The organism is Haladaptatus sp. DYSN1, from assembly GCF_029489995.1.
Taxonomy (GTDB): domain Archaea; phylum Halobacteriota; class Halobacteria; order Halobacteriales; family Halococcaceae; genus QDMS2.
In genome coordinates this window covers 968,925-988,214 of sequence record NZ_CP120470.1, presented here as the reverse complement: position 1 = coordinate 988,214, position 19,290 = coordinate 968,925, and the positions used below count along the sequence as shown (strand labels likewise).

Annotated in this window: 27 protein-coding genes; 16 read left to right on the top strand and 11 right to left on the bottom strand. The window is 63.5% G+C overall.

Translation table 11 applies throughout. The annotated features are described in order from the left end of the window. Positions 1–31 precede the first annotated feature (31 nt). The 4 genes from P0648_RS05330 (at position 32) to P0648_RS05315 (ending at position 2,511) form a co-directional block, all read left to right on the top strand. Positions 32–787, top strand: a complete 756-nt coding sequence (locus P0648_RS05330; protein ID WP_277505506.1) for a 4-phosphopantoate--beta-alanine ligase — start codon at positions 32–34, stop codon at positions 785–787. Positions 788–829: 42 nt separating this feature from the next. Next, positions 830–1,177 carry a hypothetical protein gene (locus tag P0648_RS05325; protein ID WP_277505505.1) on the top strand — a complete coding sequence of 116 codons (348 nt, stop codon included), beginning with the start codon at positions 830–832 and terminating at the stop codon, positions 1,175–1,177. Between the two features lie 84 nt (positions 1,178–1,261). After that, positions 1,262–1,537: a DUF2892 domain-containing protein gene (locus P0648_RS05320; protein WP_276248274.1), complete on the top strand. Its 276-nt coding sequence runs from the start codon at positions 1,262–1,264 to the stop codon at positions 1,535–1,537. A gap of 47 nt (positions 1,538–1,584) precedes the next feature. Beyond that, entirely contained in the window at positions 1,585–2,511 is a 927-nt protein-coding gene (locus P0648_RS05315; RefSeq protein ID WP_276248273.1) for a sulfide-dependent adenosine diphosphate thiazole synthase, read from the top strand. Between the two features lies 1 nt (position 2,512). On the opposite strand, the gene P0648_RS05310 is transcribed toward P0648_RS05315, so the two are convergent. From P0648_RS05310 to P0648_RS05290, 5 genes are all read right to left on the bottom strand, one after another. After that, positions 2,513–2,764 (bottom strand): hypothetical protein, encoded by a 252-nt coding sequence (locus tag P0648_RS05310; RefSeq protein ID WP_276248272.1) that lies wholly within the window; start codon positions 2,762–2,764, stop codon positions 2,513–2,515. 80 nt (positions 2,765–2,844) lie between these two features. After that, positions 2,845–3,531 (bottom strand): class I SAM-dependent methyltransferase, encoded by a 687-nt coding sequence (locus tag P0648_RS05305; protein WP_276274455.1) that lies wholly within the window; start codon positions 3,529–3,531, stop codon positions 2,845–2,847. After that, a complete protein-coding gene (locus tag P0648_RS05300; protein ID WP_276248270.1) occupies positions 3,531–4,427 on the bottom strand; it encodes a thiamine-phosphate synthase family protein in 897 nt (298 codons plus the stop codon). The genes P0648_RS05305 and P0648_RS05300 overlap by 1 nt, the downstream gene beginning before the upstream one ends. Beyond that, positions 4,424–5,011: a dCTP deaminase gene (dcd, locus tag P0648_RS05295; protein WP_276248269.1), complete on the bottom strand. Its 588-nt coding sequence runs from the start codon at positions 5,009–5,011 to the stop codon at positions 4,424–4,426. The genes P0648_RS05300 and dcd overlap by 4 nt, the downstream gene beginning before the upstream one ends. 55 nt (positions 5,012–5,066) lie before the next feature. Continuing rightward, positions 5,067–5,702 carry a Yip1 family protein gene (locus P0648_RS05290; RefSeq protein ID WP_277505502.1) on the bottom strand — a complete coding sequence of 212 codons (636 nt, stop codon included), beginning with the start codon at positions 5,700–5,702 and terminating at the stop codon, positions 5,067–5,069. An 85-nt stretch (positions 5,703–5,787) separates the two neighbouring features. Between P0648_RS05290 and pth2 the strand changes: the two genes are divergently transcribed. Beyond that, positions 5,788–6,126, top strand: a complete 339-nt coding sequence (pth2, locus tag P0648_RS05285) for a peptidyl-tRNA hydrolase Pth2 (RefSeq protein ID WP_277505500.1) — start codon at positions 5,788–5,790, stop codon at positions 6,124–6,126. 15 nt (positions 6,127–6,141) lie between these two features. Here the strand turns inward: pth2 and P0648_RS05280 are convergent, their stop codons facing one another. Continuing rightward, positions 6,142–6,510, bottom strand: coding sequence for a hypothetical protein (locus tag P0648_RS05280; protein ID WP_277505499.1), 369 nt, complete (start codon positions 6,508–6,510; stop codon positions 6,142–6,144). A 428-nt stretch (positions 6,511–6,938) separates the two neighbouring features. Here P0648_RS05280 and truD point away from each other — a divergent pair, with 428 nt between their 5' ends. After that, on the top strand, positions 6,939–8,258 hold the full coding sequence (gene truD / locus P0648_RS05275; RefSeq protein ID WP_277505497.1) for a tRNA pseudouridine(13) synthase TruD: 1,320 nt from the start codon (positions 6,939–6,941) through the stop codon (positions 8,256–8,258). 39 nt (positions 8,259–8,297) lie between these two features. Then, positions 8,298–9,017, top strand: a complete 720-nt coding sequence (locus tag P0648_RS05270) for a DUF2103 domain-containing protein (protein WP_277505496.1) — start codon at positions 8,298–8,300, stop codon at positions 9,015–9,017. Position 9,018: 1 nt separating this feature from the next. Here the strand turns inward: P0648_RS05270 and P0648_RS05265 are convergent, their stop codons facing one another. Then, positions 9,019–10,239 carry an MFS transporter gene (locus P0648_RS05265; protein WP_277505495.1) on the bottom strand — a complete coding sequence of 407 codons (1,221 nt, stop codon included), beginning with the start codon at positions 10,237–10,239 and terminating at the stop codon, positions 9,019–9,021. A gap of 230 nt (positions 10,240–10,469) precedes the next feature. Here P0648_RS05265 and P0648_RS05260 point away from each other — a divergent pair, with 230 nt between their 5' ends. The 5 genes from P0648_RS05260 to P0648_RS05240 all read left to right on the top strand — a co-directional run bounded on the left by P0648_RS05260 (position 10,470) and on the right by P0648_RS05240 (position 11,902). Beyond that, complete coding sequence (locus P0648_RS05260; protein WP_276248320.1) at positions 10,470–10,754, top strand: 50S ribosomal protein L37ae; 285 nt, start codon at positions 10,470–10,472, stop codon at positions 10,752–10,754. A gap of 12 nt (positions 10,755–10,766) precedes the next feature. Next, on the top strand, positions 10,767–10,901 hold the full coding sequence (locus tag P0648_RS05255) for a DNA-directed RNA polymerase subunit P (protein ID WP_276248321.1): 135 nt from the start codon (positions 10,767–10,769) through the stop codon (positions 10,899–10,901). A gap of 64 nt (positions 10,902–10,965) precedes the next feature. Continuing rightward, the gene (locus tag P0648_RS05250) at positions 10,966–11,250 is read left to right on the top strand and encodes a KEOPS complex subunit Pcc1 (RefSeq protein ID WP_276248322.1); all 285 of its coding nucleotides are present in this window, start codon (positions 10,966–10,968) and stop codon (positions 11,248–11,250) included. Positions 11,251–11,289: 39 nt separating this feature from the next. Further along, positions 11,290–11,664: a prefoldin subunit beta gene (locus P0648_RS05245; RefSeq protein WP_276248323.1), complete on the top strand. Its 375-nt coding sequence runs from the start codon at positions 11,290–11,292 to the stop codon at positions 11,662–11,664. A gap of 1 nt (position 11,665) precedes the next feature. Further along, on the top strand, positions 11,666–11,902 hold the full coding sequence (locus P0648_RS05240; RefSeq protein WP_276248324.1) for a DUF3194 domain-containing protein: 237 nt from the start codon (positions 11,666–11,668) through the stop codon (positions 11,900–11,902). A 42-nt stretch (positions 11,903–11,944) separates the two neighbouring features. Here P0648_RS05240 and P0648_RS05235 read toward each other — a convergent pair whose 3' ends face one another. The 3 genes from P0648_RS05235 to P0648_RS05225 are packed head-to-tail and all read right to left on the bottom strand — an operon-like array spanning position 11,945 to position 14,877. Next, positions 11,945–13,801 (bottom strand): DUF2070 family protein, encoded by a 1,857-nt coding sequence (locus tag P0648_RS05235; protein ID WP_277505493.1) that lies wholly within the window; start codon positions 13,799–13,801, stop codon positions 11,945–11,947. Between the two features lie 35 nt (positions 13,802–13,836). After that, complete coding sequence (locus P0648_RS05230) at positions 13,837–14,385, bottom strand: GMP synthase subunit A (protein WP_276248326.1); 549 nt, start codon at positions 14,383–14,385, stop codon at positions 13,837–13,839. Positions 14,386–14,442: 57 nt separating this feature from the next. Continuing rightward, complete coding sequence (locus tag P0648_RS05225) at positions 14,443–14,877, bottom strand: VOC family protein (protein ID WP_277505492.1); 435 nt, start codon at positions 14,875–14,877, stop codon at positions 14,443–14,445. Positions 14,878–14,997: 120 nt separating this feature from the next. Here P0648_RS05225 and P0648_RS05220 point away from each other — a divergent pair, with 120 nt between their 5' ends. Continuing rightward, positions 14,998–16,254 (top strand): hypothetical protein, encoded by a 1,257-nt coding sequence (locus P0648_RS05220; protein WP_277505491.1) that lies wholly within the window; start codon positions 14,998–15,000, stop codon positions 16,252–16,254. Here the strand turns inward: P0648_RS05220 and P0648_RS05215 are convergent, their stop codons facing one another. Then, the gene (locus tag P0648_RS05215) at positions 16,255–16,779 is read right to left on the bottom strand and encodes a hypothetical protein (RefSeq protein WP_277505490.1); all 525 of its coding nucleotides are present in this window, start codon (positions 16,777–16,779) and stop codon (positions 16,255–16,257) included. 74 nt (positions 16,780–16,853) lie between these two features. Between P0648_RS05215 and P0648_RS05210 the strand changes: the two genes are divergently transcribed. The 3 genes from P0648_RS05210 to P0648_RS05200 all read left to right on the top strand — a co-directional run bounded on the left by P0648_RS05210 (position 16,854) and on the right by P0648_RS05200 (position 19,289). Beyond that, positions 16,854–17,201, top strand: coding sequence for a DUF192 domain-containing protein (locus P0648_RS05210; protein WP_276248330.1), 348 nt, complete (start codon positions 16,854–16,856; stop codon positions 17,199–17,201). Between the two features lie 71 nt (positions 17,202–17,272). After that, positions 17,273–18,811: a (R)-citramalate synthase gene (locus P0648_RS05205; protein ID WP_277505487.1), complete on the top strand. Its 1,539-nt coding sequence runs from the start codon at positions 17,273–17,275 to the stop codon at positions 18,809–18,811. A 43-nt stretch (positions 18,812–18,854) separates the two neighbouring features. Further along, on the top strand, positions 18,855–19,289 hold the full coding sequence (locus tag P0648_RS05200) for a thioesterase family protein (protein ID WP_276274463.1): 435 nt from the start codon (positions 18,855–18,857) through the stop codon (positions 19,287–19,289). The last annotated feature ends 1 nt before the right edge of the window (position 19,290 follow it).

Below are 19,290 nucleotides of genomic sequence, written 5' to 3'. Positions count from 1 at the left end.
GATTTTTCAGGCGGCCGACCGAAGCAGTGCTATGAGCGAAATCGAGGTTCCCGAAGACCACCCCCGCTACGAGTCGCTACTCACGCGACACCGTATCGAGGAAGGGGTGCGAACGGGCATCACCAGTCTCCAGGGACTCATCGCCGAGGGGCGTGGCGAGGCCTACGACTACCTGCTCGGGGAACGGACGCTTCCGAGCGCGGACGAGGCCGCACGCGCCGCCGCTGCCCACCTCTTGCTCGCGGACCACGCCGTCCTCTCGGTGAACGGCAACGTCGCCGCGCTCGTGCCCGGCGAACTCGTCGAACTCGCCGAGGTGACCGGTGCGGACATCGAGGTGAACCTGTTCAACCGGACGCCAGAGCGAATGCAGGCCATCGCTGACCACTTGGCAGAGCACGGCGCGACGGACGTGAAAGGGCTCACGGCAGACGCACGGATTCCGGGCCTGAGCCACGAGCGCGGCAAGGTAGATGCAGACGGCATCTTCGACGCAGACGTGGTGCTCGTCCCGCTCGAAGACGGCGACCGCGCGGAGGCGCTCGGCGCGATGGGGAAGACCGAAATCGTCGTCGACCTGAACCCGAAATCCCGCTCGCCGCAGATGGCCGCCGTCCCGGTCATCGACAACGTGATGCGGGCGATTCCGAACATCACGCGCCACGCCCGGGACCTGAAGGGAGCGTCCCGCGAGGAACTTGAGACCATCGTCGCCGACTTCGACCGCGAGGCCGCCCTCGAAGCGGCAGAGCGGGCGATTCGAGAAGGCATCGACCGCGACGACTGAGGCGCTGAAACGATTTTGTCGGTGTGCGACGTAGAGAGAGCGATGGACGATTCCGTACAGCTCGGCCCACCGCTCGTGACCTGCCAGCCGTTCGCCTCGCTCGAAGGCGGTCGGTTCAAGGTGGCGACGTTCAGCCCAATCTGGTTCGAACTGGACCAGCGCGACACGCGGAAACTCTACGACGCGCTCTCCCGGTTGTACGACGGCCACGGCGGCGTCACCTTCCCGGTCACGAACCGACTCGCGCCATCGACGGTTCCACGGAACCTGCTGGTCGACGTCGAGTCGCGGACGGTCGCCTTTTTCGCAGACCACACGGAGGTCATCTCCTTCGACGCCCGCGACACGCGCAAGATTTTCGATCTGCTCGACCGAAACCTGCGCCCCTGAGGCCAGTCACGGTCGAATACCTGCGCAACTCCCCAACCAGTTGTGCTTCGAGATTAGGATGTCTCGTCGCCTACAGATAGCGAGATGCAGAAGAATGTCGGCGGAACCGACCGCACGCTCCGGCTCGTGGTTGGCACCCTCTTGCTCGCCGTCGCGGCGGCGACGTACACCCAGCGTCTGAGCCTCGCCCTGAGCGTGGTGCTGACGGTCGCCCTCGTCGGCGCAGTCGCTGTAAGCGGCTTCTACCTCGTGACGGGCGCGCGTCCGAACTGGTCGCTCGCGTCCGCCCCTAGAATGTCACTGGTTAGCCGCCGGTTCGTCCACCGCACCGACGATTTTCACCCACCTGACCGCGACTGACGCTGACCCAAACGCCTTTGTATTACTCGATTATATTACCGAGTGGTATGACGCAGTTCGACCCATTCAGCGAGGCCAGTGAAGCGAGCGTAACGAGTGCAATCGCCCAGTCCTGGAGCGAGGAGTTCTTAGACCACGTCGAGTCCGACGTCATCATCGTCGGCGGTGGGCCCTCCGGGTTGGTCGCCGCGAAGGAGCTGTCCAGTCGCGGCGTGAAGACGATGGTCGTAGAGAAGAACAACTACCTCGGCGGCGGGTTCTGGCTCGGCGGGTTCCTGATGAACAAGATTACCGTCAGAAGCCCCGCTCACCACGTGCTCGACGAACTCGGCGTCCCGTACGAGGACACCGACACGGAAGGGCTGTACCTCGCGGACGGTCCCCACGCCACGTCCGCGCTCATCGAGTCGGCCTGTGCGGCGGGGGCGAAGATTCAGAACATGACCGAGTTCACCGACATCGTGGTGCGAGAAGACCATCGCGTCGGCGGCATCGTGATGAACTGGACGCCGGTCCACGCCCTGCCACGAGAACTCACCTGCGTGGACCCGGTGGCCGTCGAGAGTGACCTCGTCATCGACGGGACGGGTCACGACGCGCTCGTCATCAGCAAACTCAGAGAGCGCGGCGTCTTCTCCGCGCCCGGCCTCGAACACGCCGCAGAACACAACACCGGCATGGACAAGACCGGGTCCGGCGAGTACGGCGCACCGGGCCACGACTCGCCCGGCCACGACTCGATGTGGGTCGGCAAGTCCGAGGACGCCGTCGTCGAGAAGACGGGCCTCGCCCACGACGGGGTCATCGTCACCGGCATGGCGACGGCGACGACCTACGGACTCCCGCGCATGGGACCGACCTTCGGTGCGATGTTACTCTCGGGGAAGAAGGCGGCGCAGGCCGCGCTCGACGAACTGGGCGTGGAGGCAGAACCCGTCTCCCTCGGCCAGCGAGCGGCCCCGGCCGACGACTGAGTCACGCCCGCCGGGAGGTCCAGACGAGTTCCATCGCCAGCCAGAACAGCCACCACACGAGGAAGACGAAGAAGACGATGGCGACGGAGGAGAGGACGCCCAGTTCACTCGCCAGTAAAACGACGAGTGAGTAGGTGCTCGCCACGAGCACCAGGGCGACGACCAGTCCAACCATGCCGAGCGCGTGGTGGGCGACGAACCCGACACGGGGAGTAGCGTTGCTCCCGTTTTCGGTCGAATTGGCGTGTGACATGTTATCTCGCACCATACACTAGACCGTACTCGGTCCGAGAATATCAATTATCGCGGTTCCGCGATGGCAGCGAGCGAAACTCACTCGTTCGATTCCGGCCGCCTGCCGCCCGTCACCTGCACGAATCCGAGCGCCCGGTCTTCGTGCGTCCGAGCGACGGTTCCGTGTTCAAGCGCGCGCCGCGCCGCCGCAACCCGCGAATCGAGAACGTTCCACGGTTCCTCGCGGTGGCGACTGCGGGTTCCGGGTGGCGACGAGGCGAGGACGAACGCCTGAAACAGCGCGTTTAGCGGTTCGCCGACGAGGCGCGAACTCTGGGCGGCGTCGAGCAGGACGATGCGACCGCCGGGCCGGAGGAGTGAAATCCAGTCGCCAACGGTGCGTTCTGGGTCACCGAGCATCCCGACGACGAACGACGAGATGACGGCATCGACCGGCCCGCATACTGGGGGACGACTCGCGTCTCCCCGGACGACGTAGACGTTCGCCCAGTCCTCACGCTCCACTCGCGCATGGGCCTGGTCCAGCATCCCTGCCGTGTAATCGACGCCCACCAACGTCCCGTCTGAGCCGATTCGCTCGCGGATGAACGGGAAGTTCGCCCCCGTCCCACAGCCCATGTCGAGGACGGTGTCGCCGGGTTCGAGTGCGAGCGTCGAGACGGCCGCGTCGCGTACCGACCCGACGCCGGGCGTGGAGGTGGCGATGACGTCGTAGAGACGCGCCCATCGACCGTAGAACTGCTGGGCGGCTGCCGTGCCGCTCATCAGACGAGGTCCCGAACGCGCTCTGCGACGGCCTGCGCGTCGCTCCCGAGCAGGTACGTAATCGGTTCGATGCCGAAGCCGCCGGGCTGGGAGAGCACGTCCACAGTTGGGTCATCCGCCAGCGCGGCGTCGATTGCCTCGTCGAGAGGCAGGTCGGCGTCGAACGTCGCGGCGGTGTACCCGGCGTCGTCGAGGGCACTCGCGATACGGTCGTCGTAGCGGATGTTGAGCGCGGCGCGAGCGGGCGACCCGTTCCGACGGGCAGCCAGCAGGACGCTCGCGACGTGCTCGCTCACGCCGAATTCTGGTTCGCCGGGGACGGTCGCGGTTCCCTTCACGTCGAAGATGCGGCCGGGGACGCCGACTACGTCGTCGATGGTCGCCGCGTCGGGCAGACACTCGACGAGGTTCGACCCGACGTTCGGGATGAGCGCGGCGAACCCGGACGTGTTCTGGAGCGTCCGGATGCCCCGGCGTACCGACGAGAGGACGCGCTCTGAGGCTCTGAGGCCGCTTTCCGGGTCGTGAATCGAGAGCGGGCCGTCGTAGCGGGCGAGCGCCGGCATCTCGGCTTCGTGCAATTGAGCGAGGAGGTCGCCGCGTTCGAGTTGGCGGATGAGCACCTCCGTCTCGATGAGGCCCTGTACGGGCGTCATGTCGCCTTCCGCGAGGCCGTCTGCGAGGCGCGTGACGAGGTTCACGACGCGCTCGTCTTCGAGTACCTGCTGGTTGCGCGTTACCTCGCCGTGGGCGTACTTCGAGACGGCGCTCTGGCTGATGCCGAGCACCGCGGCGACTTCGCTCTGGGTCAGGCCGCGGTCACGAAGCGCCTCTGCGAGCATCGACCGAAACGTGGGGAGGAACTCGTCGACGACGATTTCTTCGACGAATCTCACTGGTCGCCACCGAACTCCCGGTCACCCCCAATCCGTGAGGCTTGGGGGCCGACCTGGTCCTGGTACTTCGAACCGCGTTCGGAACCGTAGGGTCGCTCCGAGCGGGTCTTGAGTTCCGTGAAGATGAGCTGAGAGATGCGCATGCCCGGCGTGAGCGCGACTGGCGCGGTGCCGAGATTCGAGAGTTCGAGCGTTATCTGGCCCCGGTAGCCCGGGTCCACGACGCCCGCCGTCGCGTGGACGACGATGGCGAGACGCCCAAGCGAGGAGCGACCCTCGACGTGGGCGAGCAGGTCAGCCGGAATCTCGACGCGCTCGATGGTCGTCCCGAGGACGAAGTCGCCCGGGTGCAGGATGAACTCCCCATCTTCCTCCACGACCGTCTCTTTGACGTATTTCCCGACCTCGTCGTCGCGGTTGGGGTGGATACACGGGATGTTGGCCCGCTGAAATTCGAGAAACTCGGGGCCGAGTCGGAGGTCGATGCTGGCCGGTTGAATCTGCAGTTCGGGGTCTGCGAGCGGTTCGACCACGAGGTCGCCGTCCGTGAGGCGCTCGCGGATGTCCGCGTCTGAAAGTATCATACAACTCTATCGTCCTCCCGGGGTCGTAAAATGCGCTGGTTGCTTGCCTCTCGAATCAGACCACAGACGTGATGAACAACAGGAAGGCGACGATGCCCGCGATGAGCAGGGCGGTGTCTGGTTCGAGTTCGTGGAACTCCTTCATCCCGAACGCCCAGATATAGCCCTGCCAGCCCACCGAGACGAGCGAGATGAGAACGCCGAGGATGCCAGCACCGCCCTGCATCCGCTGGACGAGGCCGACGAACTGCTCGGGGGACGACGAGATGGGTTGTCCACGTAGCGTGAGGTACACGGAGCCAGTCACGAGAAACGCGGTGAAGATGGTGGGAATCGTCGCCCAGCCGGTAATCCGAAGCGAGTCCCCGAAGGTTCCCTCGCCGTCTGCGAGTTTGATACCGATGTGGAGGACGGCAGTAACGAGGACCCACCCGACGATGGCGGCGATGAAGACGACCGGCAACTGACCGAGGAACACGTCCCAGAGAACCGAGTCCGCGGAGACCTGCTGGCCATTGTGCGTGACCGTCGCGTCTATCTTCTGGGCGAAAATTAGCCCCATGAGCAGGAGGTTGACGACGGTGACGAGGGCGGTGAGGACGACCACACCCGTCGCGGCCGCGAGATCGTCGGCCCACGGGTTCTCCTCGAAGAACGTCCCAGGGTCGAACAGGAGGGTTTTGACGAACATTGTGGCGAGTTCTCGACAGTTTGATAAGTACTTTCTCCCGTGGCGAGTAGCCACACCTATACGCCGCGGGCGATTCGCCTCGTGTATGAAACAGGCCATCGTCGCCCGCACGGACATCGGGATGGGCACGGGCAAACTCGCCGCGCAAGTGGCCCACGCCTCGCTCTCCGCCTACGAGGACGCAGACACACCAACGCGCACCGAATGGAAGGGCGAGGGACAGAAGAAGGTCGTTCTGAAAGCGAGCAGCGAGTCAGAGCTGTTCGAACTCGCCGACAAGGCCCGCGCCGAAGGCCTCCCCTACGCCATCATCCGCGACGCCGGACACACCCAACTCGAACCGGGGACGGTCACCACGCTCGCCGTCGGCCCAGGACCGGACAATCTGATCGACAAGGTGACCGGCGACCTCTCGTTGTTCTAACGCTTGGTGGTCAGTTCAACAAGTTTTGGTCCCGACTGTTACATCAGTCGCTGAAACAGTAATGGCAATTTCTTGTTGTTCACAGCCGCTCATCGAGAACGATTTAGACACACTCGCTGTGTTGTCTGGAATAATCTTTATTTGGTATGTTCCACCTTCGAATGCATTCGTTTCTTCATAATTCTCGTCCGGTTTTAATTCGAAGGCTTGGTCAAATACCAATTCTCCAGTTTCCGTTTCTGCTTGGACCGTTACTCTCCGTTTTTCAGCTGTCCCGTTCACAACAAGAACATCTACTGAAGTGGTGTTACTGAATTGACTACACCCACCAATCAGCAGCGTCGATGTAGCTAAAATCCCGTTGATAAAGTTCCGTCGTTTCATCTGTGAAAAAATCGAGTTTGTTCAAAATATTACTTTCTACGCAGTCGCTCGGTTTCAAGACAATTTGAACGGTGACGACACACTCGTTCTGTTCCATCTCAGAAGGGTAGATACCGTACGATGGTATCGCTTCACGTCGTTCAAAAATCGACCTGCCGTCACTACTTCCCGTGGACGTCTTTCTTGTGTTGTTCGAGTTCTTCCTCCGAGTGGAACACTTCGCCGCACGCACAGACGAAGTGTTCGTGGCCGGAGTGGTCTGTGTGGCCTTTCGTACCCATGCTCCGAGATAGACTGGCTGGCGACATGAGTCCGCGCCAACACCGTCGTAACCAGGTTACCTCGGAGTGGGGGCGAGGTTGGTGGGCTTAAGGCGCTCGGCGAGAAGTCCACGGTATGAATCTTCCCACGCTCGGAGGGACACGCTGATGCGGGCGGCCCACCCCGTCGAGCAACTGGTCGGTATCGACCACTACGTGAGCGACGCCGAGGGCATCGGCGGGAAACTACGGGTCGCGCCGGAGGACTTCCGAGTGCGCGAACTCGAACGGTTCTCGGTCGAACCCGTTTCTGCAGATACCGGCTCCTACGCCTACCTCGTGTTCCGGGCGACGCTCGACTCGTGGGACACGAACCAGTTCACGAAGGAGGTCGCGAGCCGGATGGGCGTCAGCCGCGAGCGTCTCTCGTGGGCCGGGACGAAGGACAAACACGCCGTCACGACGCAGTTGTTCAGCATCTACGACGCCGACCCCGAGGACCTGCCGGACATCCCGGACGCCGACATCGAGGTGCTCGGCCGGGCCGGGCGCGGTCTCCAGTTCGGCGACCTTGCGGGCAACGAGTTCGAGATTCGAGTGCGGGACGCCGACCACCCCGAGAACGTAGCGGACATCACCGCCGACCTCGCCGACTTTGGGGGCAGAGACGGCATCGTCGGCGTGCCGAACTTCTTCGGCCACCAGCGGTTCGGGAGCAGGCGGCCGGTGAGCCACGACGTCGGCCTCGACATCGTTCGCCGCGACTGGGAGGCCGCGGTCATGGCCTACGTCGCGAATCCCTCCGAGCGAGAGCGCGAGCAGACCCGCGAGGCCCGCCGGTTCGTCGGTGAAACCCGCGACTGGAAGGCCGCCCTCGAAGATTATCCAGGCTACCTGCACTACGAGCGGGCGATGCTCCACAAACTCGCAGAGAACGGCGGCGAGTCCCCCGAGGACTTCCGCGAAGCACTCGAAACCTTCCCGACGAACCTTCAGCGCCTGATGGTGAACGCCGCACAGTCGTACCTGTTCAACCAGATTCTCTCCGAGCGACTCGCCCGAGGAATTCCGTTCGACCGGGCCGTTGCGGGCGACGTGGTCTGTTTCGCGGATGCGGACGCCCCTGGCGACCTCGTCCTGCCCGACACCGACCGCGAGCAAGCCGTGACGGAGAAACGGGTGGACACCATCAACCGCCACTGCGAACGCGGGCGAGCGTTCGTGACAGCTCCGCTCATCGGCACGGAAACGGAGTTCGCAGACGGCGAACCCGGCGAAATTGCTCGTGAAGTGCTCGAAGCGGAGGGGCTCACCCGTGAGGACTTCGACCTGCCCGGGGAGTTCCACTCGAAGGGAACCCGACGGGCGATTCTCCTCCAAACGGGCCTCGAAACCGCGGACACGACGTTCACCTTCTCGTTGCCGAAGGGGTCGTACGCGACGGTGCTCATGCGCGAGTACCTGAAGACCGACCCGGACTCGATGTGAATCCCGTTTTTTAAACCCGATGGCGCGCCACCTTCACGCATGAACTGTCGCCAGTGCGCCTCGTCACTCGAACGCCCGGGTGACTACTGTCTGGTCTGCCAGACGCGCAACTGCGACACCGTCGTCCTCGACGTGGAACGCGACCACGCCACCCTCACCTTCCTCTACGAGGAGGAGCTCGTCGGCCACTCCGACGTGCGGACGACGCCCGAGACGGCCGAGGAACTATCGACCGTCGAGCTGCGGAACTTCGCTGGACGCATCGCCGACGACCTCCAGCGAAAACGCCCCGACGAAGTGTACGCCACTGGCGACCGAGCGGTCATTCAGGCCGTCCGTGCACAGGCCCACTACGACTTCTATCGTGTTTCGGGCGACGACCCGGTGGAGGCCGTCCTCGCCCGCCTTGGCGAACCGGCCCTGGAAGTCGTGGAGTTGGACCCGAAGGAGAAACTCGGCGGCTCGCACACCACGCTCATCGGCGAGCGAGCGGGCCAGAAGGTCATCATGCTCGTCGCCGGCCACCCGAACGTGAAGAAGATAATTCCCGGTCCCATCGACGCCGGGGGGTCCGGTTCTCGGACGGGCGTCCGGGCCAAGGCCACCCGCGCCGACGAACACGGTAACGTGCGCCTCCTGCTCCGTGATGGCTCCAGCGTCCAGGAGAACCGCGTCGTGACGACCGCAAGCGACCGCGAGATGGGCGAGCGCATCCGCGACGACGTGAACGAGGCGTTGGCCGAAGAAGGGTTTCAGTGAATCAGTCGTCTGTGAGGCTCACCGTCGTCGGGTTGAGTTCACCAGTCTGTGAATAAACGCTTCCGACAAGGAGGAGGCCCGCCACGAGCGGAATGATCGCACAAGTGGCGTACACTGGTGCGAAGCCGAGCGCATCGATGAGCGGGAGTGACACCAACGGCCCAAGTGCGCCGCCCAAGTCTCCGAGTACGTTGTTCGTCGCGGTCGCTCGCCCCATTCGTTCCGTGGGTGTGAAGTCGGCGAGAAGCGCGATGAGCGGGCCGCTCGTCCCACCCTGCCCCATGCCGATGAGCAGGCAAGCAAGTGCAAGGAGAGGGATGGTTTCTGCGAGGGCGAGCAAGGCGAACCCGACGAACGAGACGACGAGGAAGCCAAGCAAGACCGGGACGCGCGCGCCGTAGTCGTCACTCAGTTTTCCGCCACCGAAGGTGAATGCGGCCGCGGCAACGACCGTCACGGCCATCAACAGCCCGGACATCCCCTGTGGGCCGTAGCCCCAGATACTGAGATCGTGGAAATCGAGAAAAAGGACGAGCGTAGAGAACAGCGCACCGAGGTACGCAAAATAAAGCCCAAAGTTAACCGCGCCAACAGTGAGTGCGGAGGCACTCACGTCAACGTCCCACGGTTTTACGCGCCGTGGCGGCCCGGAGATGTGCGTCTCAGGAATCGCGACATAGGCGATGGCACTCGCAAGCAGGGCGAACGCCGCCGCGAGGACGAACGCTGTCGTGACAGAGTAGAGGTCACTCACGACTCCACCCATGACCAGCCCAGCGGGGAAGCCAAGCGTCATCCCACCTCGGACGACGCCCATGTTCGTCCCCCGAGATTGCCCCGTACTCACGTCTGCGGCAATCGTGTATGCGGTGGCGAATACGAGTGCACTGCCGAAGCCCCAGCAGATGCGAGCAGCGAGGAACCATGCTTCGGGGAATCCGGCGTTCAGCGCGACGACGTAGCCGAACGTGGCGATACCCTCGACGAACAGTCCCGCAATGAACGGCTTTCGCGTTCCGATACGGTCGATAAGCGACCCAGCAGGGGTGTTGGCTATGACCCGCGTAAATCGGTTCGCACTCAAAATGAGTCCGACGACGAACGGCGAAATACCGAGCAGTGCGCCGAGGTTCGGGAGGATAGGGAACACGACGCCGCCGCCAAACCCGACGAAGAAGGTGCTCACGATAACCGCGATGATGATGGTACGCGGACGGGTCATCGAATCGGCCTGCTTTTGCGGGACGACAGAATCGAACGCATTGGGTACCGAAGATGGTTCGACAGGGGGGTTATCCCTGTCGTTCACGGGTGTCTCAACCGGCTTCTACGGTTTTTGCGAACGCGCCACACACGCCCGGAAACGCCGTCGTTGCACCCCTGACAAACCCCCGCAGAGCGCCTCCGCAACTCAAAGGCTTTATCTGTCCCCTGGGGGTATGCACACGTATTATGGCCGAGCAAAAGAAGGGTCGACGAACCGGCAGCGCCGGTCGGTTCGGCGCACGCTACGGTCGCGTTGCGCGACGCCGTGTAGCTGAGATCGAATCGGACATGAACAAGAAACACGCCTGCCCCGAGTGCGGTGCCCACAAGGTCACCCGTCAGGGAACCGGCATCTGGCAGTGTGCCCGCTGTGACTACAAGTTCGCAGGCGGCACCTACCGACCGGCGACGCCCGGTGGCAAGTCTGTCAACCGCTCCATTCGCGCCGCCCTCTCGAGCGACGACGAATAATACCACTCTCATATGAGCTACAAGTGTTCGCGCTGCAAGCGGGACGTCGAACTCGACGAGTACGGCGGCGTTCGCTGTCCGTACTGCGGCCACCGTGTGCTCTTAAAAGAGCGCAGTCGCGTGGTCAAAGAAGTCGACGTCAAGTAATCGGCGACCTCGATGCCGGCGGGCGGTGGCCACACCGCCGCCGGAGCCGGCGCCTGAATCAGCAATGAATCATTCTTTCGAGGACGCAGAACCGTTGCACACCGCGATTCTCTCGTTCGAGTACGAAACCGACGCCTACGCCCGCATAGTGGCACGGAGCGTCCGCCAGGAACTCGACGAAATCGAGGGCGACCGCACCACCGCCACGCTCACCCGCGAGGGGGCGACGGTCACCGTCGAAGTCGGGGCGGCAGACCTCGTCGCCTTGCGCGCAGGGTGCAACACGTGGCTCACCCTCGTCAAAACAGCAGAATCGCTTGCGGACGTGGGTTTCGACGCGGAGCACTAAGAGACAGGGTTTTTCAGTGAGCACCGCTACGGTGGACACATGCAGGGTAATCTTCCACCGGAAGCACAGGAAAAGCTCGAAGAACTGCAGGGTCTCCAGCAGACCGCCCAGCAGGTCGCAACCCAGAAACAAACCGCAGAGTCCTCCCTTCAGGAAGCCAAAGCGGCGCTCGAAGAACTCGAGAACGTAGACGAGGACGCGACGATGTACCGCGAAGTCGGCGAACTGTTCATCCAGACCACCTACGAAGAAGCAAAAGAGAACCTCTCTGACAAGGTCGACACGCTCGAAATCCGCGTCGAGACGCTCACGAAGCAAGAAGACCGCGTCGAGAGCCAGTTCGAAGAACTCCAGGAGGAGCTCCAGCAGATGCTCGGCGGCGGTGCAATGGGCGGCGCAGGCGGCGCGCAGTAAGATGCCAACCGACGACGAAGTCGTTCAGACGGCCGCAGAGGCTGCTGAAGGACTCGTCTTCGCACGCTACAAGAACTCCGAGGTCAAAGACCTCGACATCACCGTCCACTTCGAGGATGGCGTCCTCGAAGTCGACGTGTATCTGAACGCACCCGGCGACGCCGAAGCGGTTGCCGACGAGGCCGCCCGCGCGGCACAGGACGCGGTCGACGACCTGTTCGAAGCGGAATCGGCCTGAGTCGGCACGCACTTCTCCGTTTATTTTCGTGGTGAGCGACGGCTACGCCAGCAAGAAGATGAGGATGCTCACGCCGAAGACGACGACGATGAACGCCGCGGCGAGCGCCCCGCCCATCGACATGAGCGCGTTCGCGTGACTCGCGAGGGTTTCCGTGCGGTCGTTGCCGAACACCGTCACTTCCGCGCGCGACGTGGCCATCCCGGCCTCGACGGGTTCTAAGTCGGCGCGGGCCGCCTCCGTGAGCGAGATGATGAGGTCGACGAGTTCGTCGTGGGGAATCGCGCCACCGACCTGATTTGCCGATTTCACCGTGTTCACCACGTGGGTGTCGGTGGTCATCACTTCGGCTTGGTCTACATCCGGAATCGCCTCGACGATGCGATCGCGCAAGCCCGGCTCCATGTTGTTGCCGTCCACGAGGACGTACGCGGTGAGCTGGTCGTCGACTTCGACGAGGGCGACGCGGACGCCGAGCGGGCCGATGCCCTGCGGGGGCGACCAGGGCGTCCGGTCCCACGCCACCCCGAGTTGCGCCGGGCCGCGAGGGGCGCGAGCGAGCGCCGCGGCGACGGCCCCAGATGCCTGAATCATGTCGTACGACCGCTTACTTCCCGGCACGACGTGCCCGAGGTCCGGTCCCGTAAGGCCGTTGTTCGAGTTGTGGGCGTCGACGAGCATCACGTCCTGGAGGCCGTGGACGCGTGCCTCCGCACCCGCGGTCATCCCGATGGAGAACTCCACGTCGTCTGCGAACTTCGGCGAGAACGTCGAAACGAGCAGCGCGTCGTCACCGAACGCCTGCCCGAGGAGTGAGGCGTCGCCGACCTTCTCGCGAACGCTCCGGGTGGCGTCCTGACTGTAGGTTATGTTATCGAACGCCTCGGTGGCGGCGTCGAGAATCGAATCCACCTCGTGTTCCGTGACGAGATTGAAGTCGTGACCCGCCGTCGCGTGGGGCGGAAAGGCCAGCCCGTCAGACCAGTCTGCGACCCGCTCGGGAAGGTTCCCCCCGCCGATTTCACCCATCGGCCCGGGATGAATCATCGGCAGGGTAAATCGTGCCTTCTCACGCCCACCGGGGGTTCGAAACGAGAGCACGGTGACGGGGACGATGGCCTCCTCGCCGATATCCTCGAAGAACGTCTCCAGTTCGCGAGACCCCTCGGCGATATGGCCGATGAATCCGCGGATGAAGTCGAGGACGGAGACGTTCATGCTGCGTCGCCACGGACGGTCGATGACGGCGAGGAACGCCCAGACGGCGGCGGCATAGAGGACGCAGATGACGCCGAGAATGAGGAAGTCCTGTGGGATGATGACGAGCAGTTCGGGCGGTGCTCGGTCCGGTCGCGAGAGATACGACTGGGCGAGCGGGCCGCCGATTTCGAAGTAGCGCATCGTGCCGGAGTAGACGAACAGAAGCGCCGCGGCGGCCACTGTCTGGATACTCGCGGGAATCGACGCGATGAGCAGCGATTTGCGCGAGACGGCCATCACGACGAGCAGTCGGAGGGCGTACACGCTCGCGAGGGCGGCGAGCAACGCGTCGAAGACGAACCCCTGTCCAAGGGGGGTGAACACGGCGATGACACCCGCGGCGATGAGGAAGGCGATGACGACGAGTTCGCCAGCGAGCGCGAGCAACGACGCGCGATTGCGCGTGAGTTGGCCGCCGAGTTTGCCGTCGATCCACGGGGTCAGCACGCTCGCGATGATAGTCGGGACGCCGATGAAGAAGATGCCCTGCCAGGCGTCTTCGAGGACGAACCGGAAGTCGAAAGCCGCGACTCCGGCGACGGCGGCGATGAAGAGGGCAAATGCGAGGCTGGAATACCACCGCGGTGCGCGGAAGATATAGCGAGAAAGTGCCGCAAGGTCACCTTGCGTGGCAGTCATTACTCAATACTTCTAGGGAGAGGACAAAAATCCCGTTACTCGCAGATGGCGCGGAAGTTCTCGAACACTTCCTCGCCCTCGTCGGTGTGGGCGACTTCTGGGTGCCACTGGACGCCGTAGAGGTCACGGTCTACGTTGCTCATGGATTCGATGCCACAGACGTCGCTCGTGCCGGTGTGGGTGAAGCCCTCGGGGAGTTCTTTGACCTCGTCTGCGTGGCTGGCCCAGACGCGTGTTTCGGGTGCGAGCGACCCGAGGAGCGGGTCGTTTTCGTCGAGAATTTCGACCGTCACGTCGGCATAGCCGCCGTACTCGCCGCCGCCGACGCGCCCGCCGAGTTTTTCGGCCATAATCTGCATGCCGAGACAGATGCCGAGCACCGGCACGTCCATCTCGAGATACTCTTCACAGCGCCCGATGTCGTCCATGCTGGGGCCGCCCGAGAGGACGATGCCGTCCGCGTCGATGTCTTCGGGCGGCGTGTCGTTGTCGATAAGGTCCGTGTCGATGCCGAGGTCGCGCAGCGCCCGGTGTTCTAAGTGGGTGAACTGCCCGTGATTGTTAATCACGACGATGCGGGTCATTAGCGGTGAGTAGCGAGTATCGTCGTATAAACCTCCTGAAACGGGCCGATTTTCGCGTCAGAGTGCGAGCGGGTCGAACCGGCCGTTGTACCCGTCCCACGTCCGCTGGTCGTTCGCGGCGCGCGTGTCGAGGTACACTTCGAGGCCGTTGCCGTCCGGGTCGTCGAAGTAGAGCGCTTTACTGATGCCGTGATCGAGCGCCGCCACGTCCACCTCGCGGACGACGAGTCTCCGGTAGATGTCCTGCATCACTTCGACCGACTCGACTTCGAACGCGGCGTGGAACATCCCCACCCCGTCGCCCGGTCCCGCCGCGTGCGGCCCAATCTCCTGAAGAGCGACGTCGTGGTGGCGCTCGCCCCACGAGAGGAAGACGTAGTTCTGGTGGCGCTCGGTCTCCCCGAGGGCGAGCACCTCCGTGTAGAAATTGTGGGCACGCGAGAGGTCCCGCACCTTGAGGTGGACGTGGCCGACGAGGGTTGGGTGGTTCATTGAATCGTGTCGTGGCGAGTGGGACACAAGTCCGTTGTGGCTACCCATCAACAGACCAGATAGTCACAGATATTATATTTTTTACACAACACTATATCGCCTTCCATCGAATCGTCAGGGATGGACAGACGCGAGTACATGGAACTGCTTGCGGCGGGGGGTGCACTGGGAGTGGCGGGTTGTACGTCGGCCGAGCAGGGCCCGACGACTGAGCCTCCGTCGGACGACATTCCACCGCTCACGACGGCAGACAGAGCGTCGCAGGAAGACCCGACGACTGAAACACCAACGAGCGAGGCGACGACCGAGACCCAGACCACACAGGAGCCAACCGAAAGCGAACCAGGAACTACTGCTGAGCAGCCGACTGAAACGGAAGCCGAACCCACGACTCAGGAACCAGCCGAGACGACCCAACAGCCGACCACCGAGGAACCGACGCAAACCACAGAAACGGCGACACAAGAGCAGACGACGCAAGAACAGACGACCCAACAATCGACGACGACCGAGGAGCCTACGACCACGACTCAGGAGCCGACGACCACGGAAGAATCGACGACTACGACCGAGGAACCCACAGAGACGCCCACTGAGACAGCCCAGGAACCGACCACCGAGGAACCGACAGAAACGACGACCGAGGAGCCAACCGGACAGGCCACCTTCGAACTCGTCGCCTTCGACGCACCCGAAGAGGTGGATATGGGCACGGCGTTCACCTACTCGTTTACCGTCGAGAATACGGGGGACGCAACAGGTGAATTCGAGACGGAGGTCAACACGAAAGTCGATTACTGGTTCGATTGGCCGACGAAACCGTTCCAGTGGGCTGTGACCCTCGGACCCGGCGAGCAGGCGACTTTCCAGAGCGAGGAAATCAAGGGGTGGTGGGACGCACCGTACACGATTCGGATCGAGGCACTCGACGAGGAACGGCAGATACGGTTTACACGGCCGGTGCTCGCCTTTGGTGAGTCCTTCGAACTGTGGGACGGAAAGCGAATTACCATCGACATAGACGTGGGGGACCAGACGAGCTACTTCGTCCCCGTCTTCGACTACGATGCCATCGCGCTGGACAAGAAAGACTCGGCAAACACCTTCGTCCACGCCTGGATTTCCATGGAAGATATCAGTGGTGAAATCTGGCAGTTCGTCCTTGGGTCGAACGGAGACTGGTACTCGGCAAACTACGGACGCCATCCTGGATTCTACCCGTATCTCCCGGACGACCACGACACCCGCGAGGGATGGCTCACCTTCGAGGCGTCCAGCTCATTCGACCCTGATGACGTCACCGTGGGTTGGCAGGACGAAGACGCGATTGCGATGATTGGGGCGTATTGGACGAACAATCCGGCCGGCGTACCCTGATTACTCGTTTTTCCTGCGCTCGCTCGCTGTCTGAAAGCCCAGTTCGTCAAGCTCCTGACCTCGGCGTGTTTCGCCCTCGGCGATGGCTTCGGGATCGGGACTCGCGTCGTCGTCGATTCTCGCAAAGGAGTTGTGAATCTTCGCGTGACACCACCGACAGAGAAACACCGTGATTTCGTGGGTGCCGGCCTCCCGGTCGGCGTAGGAGAGGTGGTGTTCTTCGAGGAGTGGACGGGCCTGAGTCGAGTGTTTGTTCAGTCGCTCTTCTAAGCCACAGCGGGCGCACTCGCGGTTGTGCTCAGTCGAGCGAAAGTGCGGGCAGTCGCGCCACTCCCAGTCGTGATCTGGGTCAACAACCGGGCACTGAAAATCGTCTGCTTTCCGCGCCGCGGCGAACTCGGGGTCGTTGCCGGCGTAGTGGAAGGCGTAGCGACACCGCCCGTCGTCGGTGAGGTGGTCGCACCGCTCGACGTGGGCGTAGGGATCGTCCACCCCGACGGAGGTTCCCTGCGGCGTCTTCGCCATACCCCACGTTGCGCGTCCGTGGATTTGAAACTGACTCCCGAATCACTTTTCCGCCCGCCCGCCGACGACAGCGTGTGCGACTCGTTCACGATTCAGCCGAGGGCCGGCACGTGCTCGCCACGCAGGTGGAGACGGCCGACAACGTCCTCCAGCAGGGCGTTGGCCTCATGTTCCGCCGGTCGATTTCCGACGACTACGGACTCGCCTTCCGGTTTTCGAAGGCGCGACGGCGCGACATCCACATGCTGTTCGTGTTCTTCCCAATCGACGTCATCTGGGCGCGAGACAGCGAGGTGGTGAAGGTCGAAACCCTGCGCCCGTGGCTCGGCTACGGAGCGGCGACGGCCGACCTCATCGTCGAGTTGCCCGAGGGTGCGGCGAGCGACGTGGCTATCGGCGACCGTCTCGCCATTGTCGATTGAACAGCAACATCTGCCACATCAGCCTGGTTTAAGTCCCCAGGGGCGTTTCGTGAGGATGGCTATCATGACCAGTGACCGTTTTATTCGGGTCCCTTCCCGAATCACATCTCACCTCTGACTCGGTTTCCGTACAGTTCGTAGATACAACGCTTCGCGACGGTGAGCAAGCCCCAGGTGTCTCGCTCACTCCAGACCAGAAGGCCCAGATTGCCCGCGAGTTAGACCGGGCGCGGGTCTCCGTCATCGAGGCGGGCAGCGCCTGCACCGGCGCGGGCGAGCGCGAGACTATCTCGCGAGTCGCCTCGCTCGGCCTCGACGCCCGGGTGACGAGTTTCGCCCGCGGCGTGCAGGGAGACATCGACCTCGCACTCGACTGCGGCGTCGACGGCGTCCACCTCGTCGTGCCGTCGAGCGACCGCCACATCGAAACGAAAGTCGGGACGACCCGCGACGACGTCGTCGCGAACACCGTCTCGCTCGTCGAATACGCCCGCGACCACGACCTCTGGGTCGAAGTCCTCGGCGAAGACGGGTCGCGCGCCGACTTAGACTACCTCGAACGATTGATGGGCGCGGCCTTAGACGCTGGTGCAGACCGCGTCTGCTACTGCGACACCGTCGGGCACGCGACGCCCGAACACACCTACGAGGCCGTCTCCCGACTGGCCCAATTAGGACCGACGGGCACGCACACCCACGACGACCTCGGCCTCGCCGTCTCGAACGTCCTCGCCAGCGTGCGGGCGGGCGCAGACCTCATTCACGCGACGGTAAACGGCATCGGCGAGCGCGCCGGCAACGTCGCCTTAGAAGAGGTCGCCATCGCCTTAGACCACGGCTACGGCATCGAGACGGTGGATACGACCCGGCTGTTCCCCCTCGCACAGACCGTGGCCACGGCGACGGGCATCCCGCTCGCGCCGAACAAGGCCGTCTGCGGCGAGAACGCCTTCAGCCACGAGAGCGGCATCCACACCGACGGCACGCTCAAAGACGACGCGATGTACGAACCCTACCCCCCAGAAAAGGTGGGTCGGGAGCGCCGCCTCGTCCTCGGCAAGCACGCCGGGCGTGCGGGTGTCGAGGCCGCACTCGAAGAACACGGCGTCAGCGTTAGTGACGACGAACTCGCGACGGTCGTCTCCCGCGTGAAGGAACTCGGCGACCGGGGCAAGCGCGTCACCGACGCCGACCTCCTCACGATTGCAGAAGAAGTCCAGCAACGAGAGCGCGACCGGCGCGTCGAATTGCTCGGCCTCACCGCCGCCTCGGGTGGCGGTACGCCAACCGCGAGCGTTCGCCTCCTCGTCGATGGCGAAGAGCGCGTCGCTTCCGGTACGGGAAGCGGCCCCGTCGACGCGGCCGTCTCGGCCGTTCGGTCGGCGCTCGGTCCGGCGGCGGACGCCCAGCTCGACAGCTACCACGTCGACGCCATCACGGGCGGCACGGACGCCGTCGTGACCGTCGAAGTCGAGATGTCCCGCGATGGCCGCCACGTCACGGTGTCCTCCAGTGAAGCGGACATCACCCGCGCGAGCGTCAACGCGATGGTCGACGCACTCGACCGACTACTCGCCACCGAATCGACGCGCGTGGTCGCCGACGACTGACCACTCGCAACACGCTTTTCGTGTGCGCCACCCGAGAAGAGCCATGGCTGAATTCTACGACGTGTTCGAAAACCGGGTGCGCTTCGCCGAGACAGACATGCAGGGCGTCGTCTTCTACGGAAACTACGTCACCTTCCAGGACGAGACGTTCAACGCCTTCCTCCGGGAGATTGACTACGGCTACGACACGTTCGCAGACAAAGGCTGGGACGTCCACGTCGTCCACGTGGATGTAGATTACCACGCCCCCGCGAAGTTCGACGACGTAGTCGTGAACGCGATGCGCGTCGCAGAACTCGGCACGAAGAGCATCACGTTCGCCTACCGCGCCCGAAAGAAGGCCGACGACACACTGTTCGCCTCGGGCCACGTCACCCACGTCGCCGTGAGCGCGCAGACGGGCGAGGCAATTGCGATTCCAGACGACTTCCGCGAGGCGCTGCTCGCGTTTCAGGAGACGCCGCCGGAGGTCCGGTAAC